The organism is Phycicoccus sp. CSK15P-2 (assembly GCF_016888005.1).
Taxonomy (GTDB): domain Bacteria; phylum Actinomycetota; class Actinomycetes; order Actinomycetales; family Dermatophilaceae; genus Phycicoccus.
Genome location: NZ_JAFDVE010000029.1, coordinates 1 through 15,788 on the forward strand (window position 1 = coordinate 1; position 15,788 = coordinate 15,788).

The 15,788-nt window shown below is 72.9% G+C and carries 14 protein-coding genes and 1 riboswitch; of the genes, 11 read left to right on the forward strand and 3 right to left on the reverse strand.

The features are described from left to right. Positions 1–600: 600 nt before the first annotated feature. The gene (locus JQN72_RS15990) at positions 601–1,524 is read left to right on the forward strand and encodes an NAD-dependent epimerase/dehydratase family protein (protein ID WP_204136133.1); all 924 of its coding nucleotides are present in this window, start codon (positions 601–603) and stop codon (positions 1,522–1,524) included. Between the two features lie 91 nt (positions 1,525–1,615). On the opposite strand, the gene JQN72_RS15995 is transcribed toward JQN72_RS15990, so the two are convergent. After that, positions 1,616–2,767: a MalY/PatB family protein gene (locus JQN72_RS15995; RefSeq protein WP_204136134.1), complete on the reverse strand. Its 1,152-nt coding sequence runs from the start codon at positions 2,765–2,767 to the stop codon at positions 1,616–1,618. A gap of 90 nt (positions 2,768–2,857) precedes the next feature. On the opposite strand from JQN72_RS15995, the gene JQN72_RS16000 reads away from it, so the two are divergent. From JQN72_RS16000 to gcvP, 10 genes are all read left to right on the forward strand, one after another. After that, complete coding sequence (locus tag JQN72_RS16000; RefSeq protein WP_204136135.1) at positions 2,858–3,454, forward strand: CDP-alcohol phosphatidyltransferase family protein; 597 nt, start codon at positions 2,858–2,860, stop codon at positions 3,452–3,454. Further along, on the forward strand, positions 3,451–4,386 hold the full coding sequence (locus JQN72_RS16005) for a DUF881 domain-containing protein (RefSeq protein ID WP_204136136.1): 936 nt from the start codon (positions 3,451–3,453) through the stop codon (positions 4,384–4,386). Before JQN72_RS16000 ends, JQN72_RS16005 begins: the two co-directional genes overlap by 4 nt. After that, a complete protein-coding gene (locus JQN72_RS16010) occupies positions 4,383–4,715 on the forward strand; it encodes a small basic family protein (protein WP_204136137.1) in 333 nt (110 codons plus the stop codon). The genes JQN72_RS16005 and JQN72_RS16010 overlap by 4 nt, the downstream gene beginning before the upstream one ends. Next, entirely contained in the window at positions 4,712–5,473 is a 762-nt protein-coding gene (locus JQN72_RS16015) for a DUF881 domain-containing protein (protein WP_204136138.1), read from the forward strand. Before JQN72_RS16010 ends, JQN72_RS16015 begins: the two co-directional genes overlap by 4 nt. A gap of 30 nt (positions 5,474–5,503) precedes the next feature. Beyond that, positions 5,504–5,890: a glycine cleavage system protein GcvH gene (gcvH, locus tag JQN72_RS16020; RefSeq protein ID WP_204136139.1), complete on the forward strand. Its 387-nt coding sequence runs from the start codon at positions 5,504–5,506 to the stop codon at positions 5,888–5,890. 100 nt (positions 5,891–5,990) lie between these two features. Next, positions 5,991–6,446: an FHA domain-containing protein gene (locus tag JQN72_RS16025; protein WP_204136140.1), complete on the forward strand. Its 456-nt coding sequence runs from the start codon at positions 5,991–5,993 to the stop codon at positions 6,444–6,446. 10 nt (positions 6,447–6,456) lie between these two features. Beyond that, entirely contained in the window at positions 6,457–7,143 is a 687-nt protein-coding gene (locus tag JQN72_RS16030) for a MerR family transcriptional regulator (protein WP_204136141.1), read from the forward strand. A 62-nt stretch (positions 7,144–7,205) separates the two neighbouring features. After that, positions 7,206–7,697: a bifunctional nuclease family protein gene (locus JQN72_RS16035; RefSeq protein ID WP_204136142.1), complete on the forward strand. Its 492-nt coding sequence runs from the start codon at positions 7,206–7,208 to the stop codon at positions 7,695–7,697. A gap of 140 nt (positions 7,698–7,837) precedes the next feature. After that, the gene (locus JQN72_RS16040) at positions 7,838–8,443 is read left to right on the forward strand and encodes a MerR family transcriptional regulator (RefSeq protein ID WP_204136143.1); all 606 of its coding nucleotides are present in this window, start codon (positions 7,838–7,840) and stop codon (positions 8,441–8,443) included. An 81-nt stretch (positions 8,444–8,524) separates the two neighbouring features. Beyond that, positions 8,525–8,619, forward strand: a riboswitch (glycine riboswitch). Positions 8,620–8,637: 18 nt separating this feature from the next. Beyond that, complete coding sequence (gcvP, locus tag JQN72_RS16045; protein WP_204136144.1) at positions 8,638–11,562, forward strand: aminomethyl-transferring glycine dehydrogenase; 2,925 nt, start codon at positions 8,638–8,640, stop codon at positions 11,560–11,562. A 7-nt stretch (positions 11,563–11,569) separates the two neighbouring features. On the opposite strand, the gene JQN72_RS18980 is transcribed toward gcvP, so the two are convergent. Both JQN72_RS18980 and JQN72_RS16055 read right to left on the reverse strand, forming a co-directional pair. Beyond that, a complete protein-coding gene (locus tag JQN72_RS18980; RefSeq protein WP_204136145.1) occupies positions 11,570–14,587 on the reverse strand; it encodes an AAA family ATPase in 3,018 nt (1,005 codons plus the stop codon). Beyond that, the gene (locus JQN72_RS16055) at positions 14,584–15,762 is read right to left on the reverse strand and encodes an exonuclease SbcCD subunit D (protein WP_204136146.1); all 1,179 of its coding nucleotides are present in this window, start codon (positions 15,760–15,762) and stop codon (positions 14,584–14,586) included. The genes JQN72_RS18980 and JQN72_RS16055 overlap by 4 nt, the downstream gene beginning before the upstream one ends. Positions 15,763–15,788: the final 26 nt, after the last annotated feature.

Sequence of the window (15,788 nt, forward strand, 5' to 3'; positions counted from 1 at the left end):
CCTGGGAGAGACCCTGCACAGTGACCGCGGTGATGACCAGCCTGGCTTTCGACACCCCCGCATCGCACCCCCACCAGGGTTTCCTATGTCTTGAGACATGCGTTTCCTATGTCCTGAGACTCAACACTGTCAGCCCGACCGTGTGATGTCTCAGGACATCGGAAACCCCCGAACCGTCAGGTTCGGGGGTTTCGTGGTGTCTGGGGTTGGTACTTGCGGGTGGTGTCGAGGGTGAGTTCTCGCAGGTTCTCGCCGGTGGTGGCGTCCAGGATGGTGATGTCCAGGCCGCGGACGAGGGTGACGGGAGCACGGGGCGTCGCCGTGGCGCAGGCTGACCTTTCGGTTGCTGACGCGGTCGCGGCGGTCTCGGGTGTGGGTATCGAGCGCAACCACCACCGCCGGTGCCACCGGCGCTCCCTCGATAGGCTCACCTCGATCGAGCCTGAGACCAGCAAACCGTGCCGTTCACGCGGCCTGAAACACGACACCGGAACTGTCGACCAGACCTGCAGCAGTCCCAGGGCGGAGTCCAGGGCACGCCGGTCGGAGAAGGGTCGACGGGGGCTGTGGGGTCGGATGCGTGGAGAGGAAGGATCGGGAATGCAGACCATCTTGGGGGCGAGCGGGCAGATCGGGACCGAGCTGGCACGCGAGCTGACTCGCGCGTACGCCGCCGACGTGAGGCTCGTCAGCAGAAGCCCGCGCACGGTCGACGGCGCAGGCGAACCTGTGAGCGCCGACCTTCTGGACGCGGACCAGACGAGGGCGGCGGTGGCCGGCAGTGAGATCGTCTACTTCACGGCTGGACTGCCTCCGAGGACCGAGCTGTGGGAGACGCAGTTCTCGAGGATGCTGCGGAATGCGCTCGATGCCAGCAAGGCGGCCAACGCGAAGTTCGCGTACTTCGACAACACCTACATGTACCCCCAGGACGGCCGACTCCAAACCGAAGGGACGAGCTTCGCTCCGCTCGGCAGAAAGGGACGTGTCCGCGCGGAGATGGCGGAGATGGTGCTCGAGGAGATGCAGCGCGGTGACATCGCCGTTCTCATCGGCCGCGCCCCGGAGTTCTACGGCCCGGGCCGTACCCAGGGGTTCACGAATGCGCTGGTCTTCAACCGGCTGAAAGCCGGGAGACGGCCCTTCGTTCCTGTGCGTGACGACACGCTGCGCACACTCATCTGGACACCGGACGCCAGCAGGGCCATCGCTGCTCTCGCCAATGCTCCTGATGCGTATGGGCAGACGTGGCACCTTCCGGTTGACGAGCACCGCCTCACATACCGGCAGTTCGTCACGATGGCCTCCGCCGAGTTCGGCCGCGATGAGAGGTACAGCATCGTGCCGACGTGGGCCCTCACTGCTGCGGGCGTCGTGTCCCCGGCGGCGAGGGAGATCCGGGAGCTGCTCCCGCGGTATGCGCAGGACAACCTGTTCGACGCGACCAAGTTCACGACGCGCTTCCCCGACTTCCCCGTGACGAGGTACCACGCGGGAGTCACGATGATCCGTGGTGAGACCTGACTCCCACGTGACGGGTCGTCGAGCGTGGGTGTGGCGGGTGTGCTGAGCCCGGGCTTCTGCCCGGGTTCCGCGGTGCAGGTCGGCTCGGGTCTCAGACCACCGAGGCCATCCGTCGCACGGCCTCCTCGACGATGTCCGGCGTCGTGGCGAAGTTGAGCCGGACGAAGCCCTGACCGCGCTCCGGGTCGTACCGCGGCCCCGACCCCAGGGCCACCCGTCCCCGCTCGCGGAACACCGCGGCGGGGTCGTCGCCGAGGCCGAGCGCACGGCAGTCGAGCCAGGCCAGGTAGGTCGCCCGGGACGGTGTCCACCGGACCCCGGGCAGGTGCTCGGCGAGCAGATCACCGAGCAGGTCCCGGTTGGCGGTGAGCTCGGTGACCAGCCGGCGCTGCCAGTCCCGGCCCTCTCGGACGGCCGCGACGTGCGCGATCTCCCCGAGGTGGGAGGAACCGTGGGTGTGCACCTCGTGCAGCCTGGCCAGGTCTGCTCCCGCCTGCGACCCGGCGACGACGACCGCGGCCTTCAGGCCGGCGAGGTTCCAGCCCTTGGACGGCGAGAACGCGGCGAGCCCCCGCTCGGCACCGGGGACGGTGAGGTACGGCGTGTGGGCGGGGGAGCCGTCCAGGACGAGCGGCGCGTGGATCTCGTCGCTCACGACGCGCACGCCGAGCTCCGCGGCGAGTGCGGCGAGCGCCGCGAGCTCGTCGGCGGCGTGGACCGTACCGGTGGGGTTCTGCGGGTTGCACAGGAGGTAAGCGGCCCTCGCCCCGCCCTGTGTCGCGGCCCGGAAGGCCGTACGCAGCGCCTGCGGGTCGAGCCGGCCCTCGGGGGTGAGCGGGGCGTCGACACGGCGTCGTCCGATGGCTTCGACGAAGCCGTAGAACGCGTCGTACACGGGTGGGGAGATGACCACCGGACCGCCCTCGTCGGTGAGGAGGCGGAGCATCTCGCTCACGCCGATCATGACGTCGGTGACGACCATCGCGGCGGAGGGCCGGAAGGACCACCCGAGAGCGTCCTCGGTGTAGTCGGACATCGCGGCCGCATACCCGGGCGCCCACCCGTAGCCCGTGTCTCCGCGGGCCATCGCCGTCGAGACGGCCTCGACCACGGCGGGGCAGGGTAGGGCGTCCATCTCGGCCACCCACAGGGGCAGCACGTCGGAGGGGTAGGTGAGCCACTTGACGCTCGTGCGGGTGCGTCGGAGCTCGGCCTCGTGGGCGCCGAGGATGGCGGTGCTCATGCGGCCACCCTAGGTCCGGCCCGGCGCCGGGCCGGGGAGCGGTCCGGGCGGAGGCCCGGGGCCACCACACGACCACCTACAGTTGCGTGCATGACCGACGCGGGGCCCGAACGGCGGGTGAGTACCGACGTGTTCACGGTGCCCAACGTGCTGTCGGCGCTGCGCCTGGTCGGGGTGCCGGTGTTCCTCTGGGCGATCCTCTCGGAGCACGACGCCCTGGCCATCGTGCTGCTCGTGGTATCCGGGGTCACGGACTACCTGGACGGCAAGATCGCCCGCGCCTACGGCCTGGAGTCCCGGCTCGGCCAGCTGCTCGACCCGGTCGCCGACCGGCTCTACATCGCGTCGACGCTCTTCGGTCTGGCGTGGCGGGACATCCTGCCCTGGTGGGTGGTCGGCGTGCTCTTCGCTCGGGAGGCCTTCATGGGGGTCGTCGTGCTCATCGCGAAGCGGCACGGCTGGCTGGGCCTCCCCGTGCACTTCGCCGGCAAGGCCGCCACGTTCAACCTGCTCTACGCCTTCCCGCTGCTGCTCCTCGCCGACGGCGACGGGGTGGCGGCGCAGGTCGCCGAGCCAGTCGGCTGGGGCTTCGCGTGGTGGGGCATCACTTTGTACTGGGTCGCCGGGATCCTCTACGCGGTGCAGCTGCGCAGGCTCCTCGCCGCACCCCGGGCGGTGGCGGCATGAGCGAGCGGGACGACCCCGGCGACGGTGGCGCTCCCGGCCCACCGGCCGCCACACGACGCCCGGACGCGTCGATGACCCTCATCCGCACGATGATGGAGCGCCCGCTCGACCCCGGGTACGCCGCAGCGGCCGAGCGCCGCGAGGCGGCCGGGCTGCCCCGCTCCACGTCGCTGCGCTCCCCGGTCCTCGTCGTGGCCACGCTGGCGATGGGCCTGGTCGTCGGGGTGTCGGCGTCCAACCTGACCGCGGCCGACAGCCCTCGGTCCGCCGCCCGGAAGGACCTCGTGCAGCAGATCGAGGACCGCCGCACGCAGGTCGACGACCTGGCCACCAGGGCCCGGGACCTCCAGGCGCAGGTCACCGCCCTCGAGGCCAGCCAGCTGGACGGCCCGAGCGGGGACGCGGCCCGGAGCCGGGAGCTCGCGGAGGTGGTCGGAGCGCTGCCGATGCAGGGGCCCGGGGTCGTCGTGACCCTGGACGACCCCGACGACGCGGACGACAGCGGCAACGGCGACCCCTCCGACGAGGAGCGGGTCATCTCCAGCGACATCCAGTTCGTCGTGAACGCCCTGTGGGCGTCCGGGGCGGAGGCCGTGAGCATCAACGGCAACCGGCTGACGTCGGTCAGTGCCATCCGGTTCGCGGGGTCGGCGATCATCGTCGACTTCCGGCCGCTGACCAGGCCCTACGTCATCACGGCCATCGGTGACCCGCAGAGCATGCCCACCGCCTTCGCCGACGGGGCCGGCGGGAGCTACCTCGCGACGCTGCACGGGTCCTTCGGCCTGCGGGCCGACACGGACGTCTCGCGCGACCTCTCGGTGCCCGCGGCAGTGGGCCTCACCACCCGGTACGCGGACACCGTGGATACTGAAGGCGCCCCGACGTCCGGGGCCGTGCGAGACCGCGACGACGAGGAGGGCCGACCGTGATCCCCGCCATCGGCCTGGCCCTCGGCATCATGCTGGGGCTGCTGCTCCAGCCCGCGGTTCCCGTGTGGCTGCAGCCGTACCTGCCGATCGCGGTCATCGCCGCGCTCGACGCCGTGTTCGGAGCGGTGCGGGCCATCCTCGACGGGATCTTCAGCGACAAGGTCTTCGTCGTCTCGTTCCTCTCCAACGTCGTCGTGGCCGCGTTCATCGTCTTCCTCGGGGACAAGCTCGGGGTCGGCTCCCAGCTCTCCACCGGGGTCGTCGTCGTCCTCGGGGTGCGGATCTTCTCCAACGTCGCGTCGATCCGTCGGCACCTGTTCGACGCATGAGCGGCGCCGACACCCGGCCGCGGCCCCCGAGGGACGCCCGTCACGCGTGGGCGCGGCTGCGGCGGGCCGGCGCGCCCCGGCCCAGCCGGTCCAACCTCCTCGCGATGGTCCTCGGCGTCGTCCTCGGCTTCGCGATCATCGCCCAGGTACGACAGACCTCGGTCGAGGGCCTCGAGAACCTCCGTGAGGACGAGCTGGTCCGCATCTTCGCGGACGTCGACCAGGACGGTGACCGGCTGTCGAGCGAGATCCGCGATCTCCAGACCTCCCTCGAGCTCCTCGAGAGCCGCACGACCGGCGAGGAGGAGGCCCAGCGTGCCGCCCGGGACCGCCTGGAGGCTCTGAGCATCCTCGCGGGGACGGCGCCCGCCGCCGGCCCCGGCATCATCCTGCGCATCGACGACCCCCAGAAGCAGCTCGACGGCACCGCGCTGCTGGACGCCGTCGAGGAGCTGCGCGGGGCGGGGGCCGAGGCCATCCAGGTCGGTGACGTGCGGGTCGTCGCGACGACGTGGTTCGGCGGCAGCGACGGCGCCCTCACCGTCTCCGGCGCGGAGGTCCGGCCTCCGTACGTCATCACGGCCATCGGCGACGCCAACACCCTCGCCGGCGCGATGCAGATCCCCGGCGGGGTCACGGCGTCCGTCCGGCGCGTCGGAGCGGAGGCGGAGGTCCAGATCCGGACCCGCGTCGTCGTCGACGCGTTGCTGACCGTGAAGGCGCCTCAGTACGCTCGGCCCGTCCCCACCAACCCCTGACGTGGCCGACCGGCCCGAGACAGGAGCGCCATGAGCGACCTCGAGTACCCCGCTGGCCTGCGCTACACCGCCGAGCACGAGTGGGTGCGGACGGAGGGTGACGCGGTACGGGTCGGGATCACCGCGTTCGCCCAGGAGGCGCTCGGCGACGTCGTCTACGTCACGCTGCCCGCGGTGGGGGACACCGTGGCGGCGGGAGACACCTGTGGCGAGGTCGAGTCCACGAAGTCGGTCAGCGACCTCTACGCCCCCATCGCCGGCGAGGTGACGGCGGTGAACCCGGCCCTGGACTCCACCCCGGAGCTCGTCAACACCGACCCCTACGGCGAGGGCTGGATGTACGAGATGACACCGGCCGACGCCGCGGACGTCGACGGCCTGATGGATGCCGAGGCCTACACCGCGCAGCTGTCCTGACCGCCGCGGTCCCAGAGGTTGGAGGGAAGGGTGGGACATCCGCCCGCCCGTGATCTAGGGTGACAGTCCGCGAGCCACATTCGAGGAGGGTGACCACCGCATGACTGACGAGCGCGACGACCGGTCGGGGACGGCACCCGACCCGACCACGATGCGCCTGCAGGCCGTCGAGGGCGCGACCCGCGCCGAGCCGCAGGGTGAGAGCGAGCACGTCCTCACCAAGGCCGACCTCGCGACGGTCGAGGCGCTGCGTCCCGGCACTGCGCTGCTGGTCGTCCTCAGGGGCCCGAACACCGGTGCGCGCTTCCTGCTCGACGACGACGAGGTCCTCTCGGGGCGGCACCCGGACAGCGACATCTTCCTCGACGACGTCACCGTCTCGCGCAAGCACGCGGTCTTCCGCCGCTCGTCCGGGTCGTTCATGGTCCACGACGTCGGCTCGCTCAACGGCACCTACGTCAACCGCGACCTCGTGGACGAGGCGCTGCTCACGACGGGCGACGAGGTCCAGATCGGCAAGTTCCGGCTCGTCTTCTACGCCTCGGCCCAGGCCTGACCGTCCACCCGTGGCCCCTGGCAGGCCCCTGACGATAGGGGCGGTCGTCTCGGCCCTGGTCGACGAGTTCCCCGACGTCACGGTCTCCAAGGTCCGCTTCCTCGAGGCGGAGGGGCTGGTCGCGCCCGAGCGGTCCGGCGCGGGCTACCGGCGGTACTCCCCGGAAGATCTCGAACGGCTCCGCTACGTCCTGCGGGCCCAGCGCGATCTCTTCTGGCCCCTCAAGGTCATCAAGGAGGCGCTGGCCGCGGCCGACCGCGGGCTGGGCTTCACCGCTCCGGGGGAGCGTCCGGCGCTGCCGGAGCCCGTGGCGGCCGCGGCTCCGCCCGACGCGTCCGCCGTGCGGGCCGCGGGCACCCTGCGGCTCTCGGCCGACGAGCTCGCCGAGGCCTCGGGCCTCTCGGCGACGGACGTCGACGCCCTCGTCGGGCACGGCCTGCTCCGTCCGGTGGAGGGGATGCACGGCGCCGCCGATCTCGATGTCGCCCGGGCCGTGGCGGGTCTCGGGGCCTTCGGTGTCGAACCACGGCACCTCCGGGGCGTTCGGGCCGCGGCCGACCGTGAGGTCGGTCTCGTCGAGCAGGTCGTCGGAGGCCGGCGCGGGGCGGACGCCCACGCGGCCCGCGACGAGGTCGCGCGGCTCTGCCTGGCCCTGCACGCCGCGCTCCTGCGGGGTGGGCTCTCCGAGACCTCCTGAGCCCGGCGCCCCGTCCCTCGTACTCCGGGTCGGGCGTCCCACCGGAGAGGTACGGTGGATGCGTGAAGGTGCTGGACGTCCTCGGCGTGCGGGTCGAGATGCCGAACAACCAGCCTCTCGTCCTCCTCCGGGAGCGGGACGGCGACCGCTACCTGCCCATCTGGATCGGGGCTGCCGAGGCCACGGCCATCGCGTACGCCCAGCAGGGCGTCGTGCCGCCCCGGCCGCTGACCCACGACCTCCTCCGGTCGGTGATCGACGAGACCGGGCACACCTTGACGCGGGTGCGGATCACCTCGCTCGAGGAAGGGGTGTTCCACGCCGTCCTCGACATCGACGGTGGGGACGCCGCCGGGGGGACCGTCATCGACTCGCGCTCCTCGGACGCGATCGCCCTCGCGCTGCGGGCGGGGGCCGAGATCGTCACCGACGAGTCCCTGCTCGCCGAAGCGGGCGTCGAGATGGCCGAGCAGGAGGACGACGAGGTCGAGCGGTTCAAGGAGTTCCTCGACCACGTCTCGGCCGACGACTTCGACACCGAGGGCGGCGTCTGACCCGAGAACGGACGACACGCCGGTGGGCGTGTCGTTGCCGTGGTCGTTGACCGGTGTCACATCCGCCTCTACGGTCACACCCGTCACACAAAGTGGCCGAGTGAGTGACGCCGATGTCATTCCTCGGCGTACAGTCGTCGATGAGGGCGGCACATCAGGAGGTAGGCGTGGGCTCCACAGGAGAGGCGCACACGACGGGCACGGTCCCGGTCGCCGCGCAGGGCATGCTGTTCTCCGACGACCTGCCGGAGCTCGACGACGAGGTCGGCTATCGCGGCCCCACGGCGTGCAAGGCGGCCGGCATCACCTACCGCCAGCTCGACTACTGGGCCCGGACCGGTCTCGTCGAGCCCTCGGTCCGGGCGGCCGGTGGGTCGGGCACGCAGCGCCTCTACGGGTTCCGCGACATCCTGGCCCTCAAGGTCGTCAAGCGGCTCCTCGACACCGGGGTCTCGCTGCAGCAGATCCGCGGCGCCATCACCGTGCTGCGCGACCGCGGCGTCGACGACCTCGCCGAGATCACGCTGATGAGCGACGGCGCCTCGGTCTACGAGTGCACCTCCACCGACGAGGTCATCGACCTCCTCCAAGGCGGCCAGGGCGTCTTCGGCATCGCCGTCGGGCGCGTCTGGCGCGAGGTCGAGGGCGAGCTCGCGGAGCTGCCCAGCGAACGGGCCGAGCACGACGAGCCGTCAACCCATCCGGGAGACGAGCTCTCGGCGCGCCGCGCCGCTCGTCTCGCCTGACGACCCTGGTGTCCCCCTCGCGGGGGCGGGGCGTGCCTCGTCGGGCACCCACCGCGACGATGCTAGGTTTGGTCCTGCCGTTCACACCGTGCGGGAGAGTCCCCGGCACGTGACCGGGGCGCCGAAGGGGCAACCCTCCCCAGAACCTCTCAGGCGCCAGGGACCGCGCGGACCAGGCACCTCCGGAGGGCGCGATGCCCGACAGAGGGGGAGACGTCACCGTCGTCTGCCCCTGTGAGGTCCCCGTGAGCACCGTCCTTCCCGAGTTCGCCGGTCGGCACATCGGTCCGCGCGAGTCCGACCTCGAGGGCATGCTGAAGGTCGTCGGCCGGGAGTCCCTGGAGGACCTCGTGGCCACGGCGGTCCCCTCCGGCATCCGGTTCGAGGGCCGGCTCGAGGTCGAGCCCTCCGCGTCGGAGGCCGCGGTCGTGGCAGAGCTGCGCCAGGTCGCCGCGCGCAACCGGGTCGTCAGGACCCTCATCGGACTGGGGTACTACGGGACCGTCACCCCGGCCGTGATCCAGCGCAACGTCCTCGAGAACCCCGCGTGGTACACGGCCTACACGCCCTATCAGCCCGAGATCTCGCAGGGCCGTCTCGAGGCTCTCCTCAACTTCCAGACGGTCGTCTCCGACCTCACCGCGCTGCCCGTCGCCGGCGCCTCGCTGCTCGACGAGGGCACCGCCGCGGCCGAGGCGATGACCCTCATGCGGCGCGCGTCGAAGGCAGCCGCCGACGCGGTGCTCGTCGTCGACGCACAGGTCTTCCCGCAGACGCTGGCCGTCGTGCGGACCCGAGCCGTGCCGCTCGGCATCCCGGTCGTGGTGGCCGACCTCGACGGCGTGGAGTCCGCCGAGGAGCTGCGGGCCGCGGCCGGGGGCACGGACGTCTTCGGCGTCCTCCTCCAGTACCCGGCGATGGACGGCCGGCTCCGCGACCACCGCGGTCTCGCCGAGGCCGCGCACGAGGTCGGCGCGCTCGTCGCGGCCGCCGCCGACCTGCTCGCCCTCACGCTGGCGGTACCGCCGGGGGAGTGGGGGGCCGACATCGCGGTCGGCACGACCCAGCGCTTCGGGGTGCCGGTGGGCTTCGGTGGCCCGCATGCCGGCTTCATGAGCGTCCGGAAGGGCCTCGAGCGCACCCTGCCCGGCCGGCTCGTCGGGGTGTCGGTCGACGCCGACGGCGACCCTGCCTACCGGCTGGCGCTGCAGACGCGCGAGCAGCACATCCGCCGCGAGAAGGCGACCTCTAACATCTGCACCGCCCAGGTGCTGCTCGCGGTCATGGCGAGCATGTACGCCGTCTACCACGGGCCGGACGGGCTGCGGGCGATCGCGTTGCGTGTGCACGCCCACGCCCGCGACCTGGCCGATGCCCTCCGGGCCGCCGGGCTCGACGTCGGGGACACTCCGTTCTTCGACACGCTGGCCGTGCGCGTGCCCGGGCGGGCGGCCGAGCTCGTCGCGGCCGCGCTGGCCGAGGGTGTCAACGTCTGGGAGGCCGACGACGACACGGTGCTCCTCAGCGTCGACGAGACCACTGACACGACCGTGCTGGGGAAGGTGTGTCGGGCGTTCGGCGCCACCACGCCCGGGACGGTCCGCGTCGAGCCGACGTCCTGGCCCGACGCGCTGACCCGCACCTCCGAGTACCTCACCCACCCGGTCTTCTCCGCCCACCGGTCGGAGACCGCGATGCTGCGTTACCTGCGCCGGCTCGCCGACCGCGACTTCGCCCTCGACCGCGGGATGATCCCCCTCGGCTCGTGCACGATGAAGCTCAACGCGACGACCGAGATGGTCGCGGTGACCTGGCCCGAGTTCGCGGACCTGCACCCGTTCGCACCGCACGAGCAGACCCGGGGTCTCCGTGATCTCGTCGACGAGCTCTCGACGTGGCTCTGCGAGCTCACCGGCTACGACGCGGTCTCGCTGCAGCCGAACGCGGGGTCGCAGGGCGAGCTGTCGGGCCTTCTGGCGATCGCGGCCTACCACCGCGCCAACGGCGACGACGAGCGCCGGGTGTGTCTCATCCCGAGCAGCGCGCACGGGACCAACGCGGCGAGCGCGGTGATGGCCGGCATGAAGGTCGTCGTCGTCAAGACCGCTCCGACGAGCGGGAACGTCGACATGGACGACCTCGCCGCGAAGGTCGAGGAGCACCGGGACACGCTCGCGGCGATCATGGTCACCTACCCGTCTACACACGGCGTCTTCGAGGACACGATCACCGATCTCTGCGCGATGGTGCACGACGCCGGCGGACAGGTGTACGTCGACGGTGCCAACCTCAACGCCCTCGTGGGCATCGCCCGTCCCGGACGGTTCGGGGCGGACGTGTCGCACCTGAACCTGCACAAGACGTTCTGCATCCCGCACGGCGGCGGTGGTCCCGGCGTGGGACCGGTGGCGTGCCGTGAGCACCTGGCCCCGTACCTGCCCAACCACCCGCTCGACGCCGCGGCAGGCCCGGAGACGGGGGTCGGGCCGGTGTCGGCCGCGCCGTACGGGTCGGCGAGCATCCTGCCGATCTCGTGGGCCTATGTGCGGCTCATGGGAGGTGCCGGTCTCACCCGGGCCACGGAGGTCGCCGTCCTCAACGCGAACTACGTCGCGGCCCGGCTGCGCGACCATTACCCCGTGCTCTACGCGGGCACGGACGGCCTCGTGGCGCACGAGTGCATCCTCGACCTGCGGGGTATCACCAAGGAGACGGGGGTGACGGTCGATGATGTCGCGAAGCGCCTCGTCGACTACGGCTTCCATGCCCCGACGATGTCGTTCCCCGTGGCCGGCACGCTCATGGTGGAGCCGACCGAGAGCGAGGACCTGCACGAGCTGGACCGGTTCTGCGACGCGATGGTGGCGATCCGTCGCGAGATCGACGAGGTCGGCTCGGGCACCGTGGCCGTCGGGGAGAGCGTGCTGCGCCAGGCCCCGCACACGGCGGAGTCGCTGGCGGGCGAGTGGCCGCACCCGTACGACCGCCGGGCCGCTGCGTACCCCCCCGGGGTGGACGCCGCGGCGAAGTACTGGCCGCCGGTGCGCCGCATCGACGGTGCGTACGGCGACCGGCACCTCGTGTGCTCGTGCCCGGCCCCGGAGGCGTTCGAGGACTGAGGCGCGGTCAGGCTGCCGGTTCGGCGGCACCGCGGACGGTGACCGAGCTGCCGCTCGCGCCCTTGCTCACCACGACCTGGTCGGGGACCCGAGAGCGCAGGTCGGCGACGTGGCTGATGACGCCGACGGCCCGCCCGCCCTCGCGGAGCCCGTCGAGCACGGTCAGCACCTGTTCGAGGCTGTCGTCGTCGAGGCTGCCGAAGCCCTCGTCGATGAAGAGGGTGCCGAGGTCGAGCCCGCCGGACTCCTCCCGCACCGCGTCCGCGAGACCGAGCGCCAAGGCCAGTGACGCCATGAAGGACTCGCCCCCGGAGAGCGAGGCGGTGTCACGGACCTTGCCCGTCCACTGGTCGAGGACACGCAGGCCCAGGCCCGAGCGGGCGCCGCGGGCCGCTCGCTCGTCGCTGTGCTCGAGGACGTAGCGTCCGCCACCCATGACGGCGAGCCGCTCGTTGGCGAGCTCCGCCACCTTCTCGAGCCGCGCCGCGAGGACGAAGGAGGTGAGTCGCATCCGCAGGGTGTTGTCGCCACCCGTCCCGCAGACCGCGTCGGCGAGCTCACGGACTCGGGCCTGGCGCTCCGCCAGGCCGGCGATCCGGGTGCAGGCCTCGACCAGCGCGGGGCGGAGCGTCTCGCAGATGCGGCGGGCACGGCCGACCGCGTCGTGGCTTCCCCGCGCGGCCAGCACCAGGTGCCGCGCCGCGCGGACGTCGTCGCCCAGGTCGTCGAGGGCGGGGGGCTCGGCCGAGAGCGCCGCGGCCACCTCGGGCTCCCCCAGGATGCTGCCCGCGGCGTCGCGGGCGCGGTCGTGCGTGAGGACCGCGTCTCGCAGGCGGTCGAGGTCGGCCGGGCCGCGGACGGCGGCGCGCGCCTCGTCGGCGGCGCCGAACCCGCCGGCCGTGAGCGCCGCCTCGAGGTCGGCCGCGGCGACGGACGCACGCCGGGCGGCGGCGTTCTCGTCCTCGAGGGCACGGACGAGAGCGGTGAGCGCCTCGGCCGCCGCAGCGTGCCGCGCAGGGTCGGGCGCGCCGCACGGGCAGTCGTCGTGGGCCGTGACGGCCGCCTCGAAGCGTTCCCGGGTGTCGGCCGCCTCGGCGGTGAGATCCTGCACGCGGCGGTCGGCCTCACTGGCGGCCGATGCGAGGCGAGCGCGTTCGGTGGTCAGGCGTTCCGTCTCGTGCCGGGCTTGGGTGAGCCGGCGTGCGACCGCCGCCCGGGAGGCGGCAGCCTGCTGCGCCGCCAGGTGGGACGCCGTGACCTCCTCGACCTCACGGTCGACGTCGGCAGGGGTGGCGCCGTCGAGGGTGGCGAGGCGGGCGGTGACGGCCGCGTCGAGGCCGGCCGCATCGCGTTCGAGGGCGTCCCGATGGGCACGGGCGGCCTCGAGACGAGCCTCGGCGGCCGCGACGTCCTCGGGGTCGACGGCGTCGGCGGCCACGGCCGGTGCCGGATGCTCCGCGCCACCGCAGACCGGACACGGTTCGCCCGAGGAGAGGTCGCGGGCGAGCTCGGCGGCCATGCCGTCGAGCCGCCGGGAGCGCAGCGAGATGAGCGTGGACTGGGCCGTCAGCAGGGCCTCGCCGGCCTGCGCGCGACCGGGTGCGAGCGCCTCGAGGGCGGCCCGGTCGTCGTCGAGCTCGTCGAGGGTGCGGCGCCGGGCTCGGGCTGCTGCCAGGGTGGCGCACAGGGCGTCGACCCTCGCGGCGTCGCCCTCGACCCGTTCGGCTTCGGCCTGGGCGCTCTCGACCGCGGCCAGGGCGTCCGGCAGCTGGGCCTCGACGTCGGACATCGCCGCACGGACGGACGCTGACCGCGCGGCCTCGGTCTCGAGCGCCCCGGCGAGGCGCCGCGCGGTACCGGCCTCGCGCGACAGGGCCTCGGCGGCGGGATCGAGCCCCCGGAGGGTGGCGAGGGCCGCCGCGGGGTCGTCCTGCAGTGCCGGCCCGAGCGACGTGACACCCTGGCGCGCCGACGCCACGGCCTCGCGAGCGGTCTCGAGGTCGGCGGCGGCGCGGTCGGCGGCCCGGAGCTGGCCGGTGACCTGCGCGGCGCGGTCGGCGGCGTCGAGCTCGGCGCGTCGGGCTCGATGGGTGTCCACCTGGGCGTCGAGGGACTCGAGCCGGGCACGGGCGGCGAGTCCGCGCGTCCGCAGCGCGTCGAGCGCGCGGGCGTCGTCGAGGGCCGACTGGGCGGCGGCCTCGGCGAGCTCCGCGCCGTCGGCCTCGGTGAGTGCCTCCGTGAGCAGCTCGTCGAGCCTGGCTGCCACCTCGCCCAGGCGGGTGGGGAGGGCGTCGACGGAGGTGTCGACGAGCGGCGGGTGCTGTGGGTCCTCGCCGTCGGTGGGGAGGAGCCCGGGGACCTCGGTGAGGGCGTCCTCGAGGCGCTGCAGGTCGGCGACCAGACGATGTTCGGCGCTCTCCAGGGCGGTACCACCGGAGCGCCGGGCTTCGGCCAGCCACTCCTCGACGTCGGCGAAGACCCCGATGTCGAAGAGGCGCTCGAGGAGGAGCCGACGTTCTTCGGGCTCGGCCCGCAAGAACGTCGCGAACTCGCCCTGGGGCAGCAGGACGACGCTGGCGAACTGCTTGAGCCCCATTCCGAGGACGTCCGTGACGATCTCGGCGACCTCCGGGTGACCGGTGCTCAACGGCTGCCAGGCACCTCCGACGAGCTCTTCGAGAAACACCGACGCCTGCTGCCGCACCGTGCCGCTGCCCCGCTTCTTCGGGCGCTGCCACTCGGGGGAACGGGTCAGCCGCAACCTCCGCCGGGCGACGGTGAGCTCGACAACTACCTGGGGCACCGCGTCGGGGGCGGCGTGGTCGCTGCGCAGGCCTTGTTTGCGACGCGCGCCGGGGACGTCGCCGTACAGCCCGAAGCACACGGCGTCGAGGAGGCTCGTCTTGCCGGACCCCGTGGGCCCGTGCACGAGGAAGAGCCCGGACGCGGAGACGTCGTCGAGGTCGAGGACGACCCGCTCCGCGAACGGCCCGAAGGCCTCGACCTCGAGCCGGTGGATCCTCACGCCGCCCCCGAGACGCCGGAGCGGTCACGCGCCACGCCCTCGTCGTCCGACAGACCCCGGGCCACGCGGGCGCTCTCGACCGCCTCGCGGAGGAGGGCACGCTCGTCGTCGTCCGCCACCCTGCCCGAGCGGACGTGGCCGAGGAAGTCGCAGCAGACGTCGACCTCGGACAGCGCCGACACCCGCGTCGAGTACGGACGGAGCGGCACCGACGCCCCCTCGGGCTCGAAGCGCAGCTCGAGGGTGTGCGGGAAGCGCCGCCGGAGCCGCTCCATCGCACCGAGCGGGCGGACGGGGTCGGTGAGCGTGACCTGGACCCAGGCGCGCTCCGCCGCCACGTGACGCGGGTCGATGAGCAGCGACTCCAGTGTTCCGCGCAGGACGGCCAGCGGCCGCTCGACCGGCGCGTCGACAGGCGTGACGTCCGCCGAGCCGCCCGAGAGGTCGACGAGCAGGCCACCCTTGCGCTGACGGTGCTCCCCGAAGGACATCGCGAGGGGGGACCCGCTGTACCGGACCCGCTCGGCCACCTGCTGGCGACCGTGCAGGTGACCCAGCGCCGCGTAGTCGACCCCGGCGAAGACGTCCGCCGGGACGACCGCGACGCCGCCGACCGAGATGTCGCGCTCGGACTCGCTGCTCTCGGCGCCGCTGACGAACGCGTGCGCCATGACGACCGTGCGGCCGCCACGCCGGTAGGCGTCGGCCCGGACCCGGTCCATCGCCGCCCCGAGCACGGCCCGGTGGCTGCGCTCCTCGACGCCCAGGGCATCGGCGACGAGCAGGGGCTCGAGGTAGGGGAGGGGGTGGACGGCGACGTCGCCGAGAAGCACCGGCCGGCCGACGTCGGCCACCGAGGTGCGCACGTGCACCCCGGCACGTTCGAGGAGACCGGACGCGAAGCCCAGGCGCACCGCGGAGTCGTGGTTGCCGCTGGAGAGCACGACCTGGGCCCCGGTGTCGACGACCCGCTCGAGCGTCTGGGAGAGGAGCGCCATGGTGTCGGGGGAGGGCAGCGCGCGGTCGTAGACGTCGCCGCTGACGAGGACGGCGTCGACCGACTCGGCCCGCACGACCTCGACGAGGTGGTCGACGTAGCGGGCCTGAGCACCGAGCAGCCCGACGCCGTGGAACGAGCGTCCCAGGTGCCAGTCGGAGGTGTGCAGCAACCGCATGCCGACAACGCTAGGGCGGGGCACCG

Excerpts from the sequence above, each read along its gene's own strand:
- JQN72_RS16015 (WP_204136138.1), top strand. The coding sequence starts at position 4,712 with ATGAGCGGCGCCGACACCCGGCCGCGGCCCCCGAGGGACGCCCGTCAC.
- JQN72_RS16025 (WP_204136140.1), top strand. The coding sequence starts at position 5,991 with ATGACTGACGAGCGCGACGACCGGTCGGGGACGGCACCCGACCCGACC.
- JQN72_RS16005 (WP_204136136.1), top strand. The coding sequence starts at position 3,451 with ATGAGCGAGCGGGACGACCCCGGCGACGGTGGCGCTCCCGGCCCACCG.
- gcvP (WP_204136144.1), top strand. The coding sequence starts at position 8,638 with ATGCCCGACAGAGGGGGAGACGTCACCGTCGTCTGCCCCTGTGAGGTC.
- gcvH (WP_204136139.1), top strand. The coding sequence starts at position 5,504 with ATGAGCGACCTCGAGTACCCCGCTGGCCTGCGCTACACCGCCGAGCAC.
- JQN72_RS15995 (WP_204136134.1), bottom strand. The coding sequence starts at position 2,767 with ATGAGCACCGCCATCCTCGGCGCCCACGAGGCCGAGCTCCGACGCACC.
- JQN72_RS16040 (WP_204136143.1), top strand. The coding sequence starts at position 7,838 with ATGAGGGCGGCACATCAGGAGGTAGGCGTGGGCTCCACAGGAGAGGCG.
- JQN72_RS16055 (WP_204136146.1), bottom strand. The coding sequence starts at position 15,762 with ATGCGGTTGCTGCACACCTCCGACTGGCACCTGGGACGCTCGTTCCAC.
- JQN72_RS16000 (WP_204136135.1), top strand. The coding sequence starts at position 2,858 with ATGACCGACGCGGGGCCCGAACGGCGGGTGAGTACCGACGTGTTCACG.
- JQN72_RS15990 (WP_204136133.1), top strand. The coding sequence starts at position 601 with ATGCAGACCATCTTGGGGGCGAGCGGGCAGATCGGGACCGAGCTGGCA.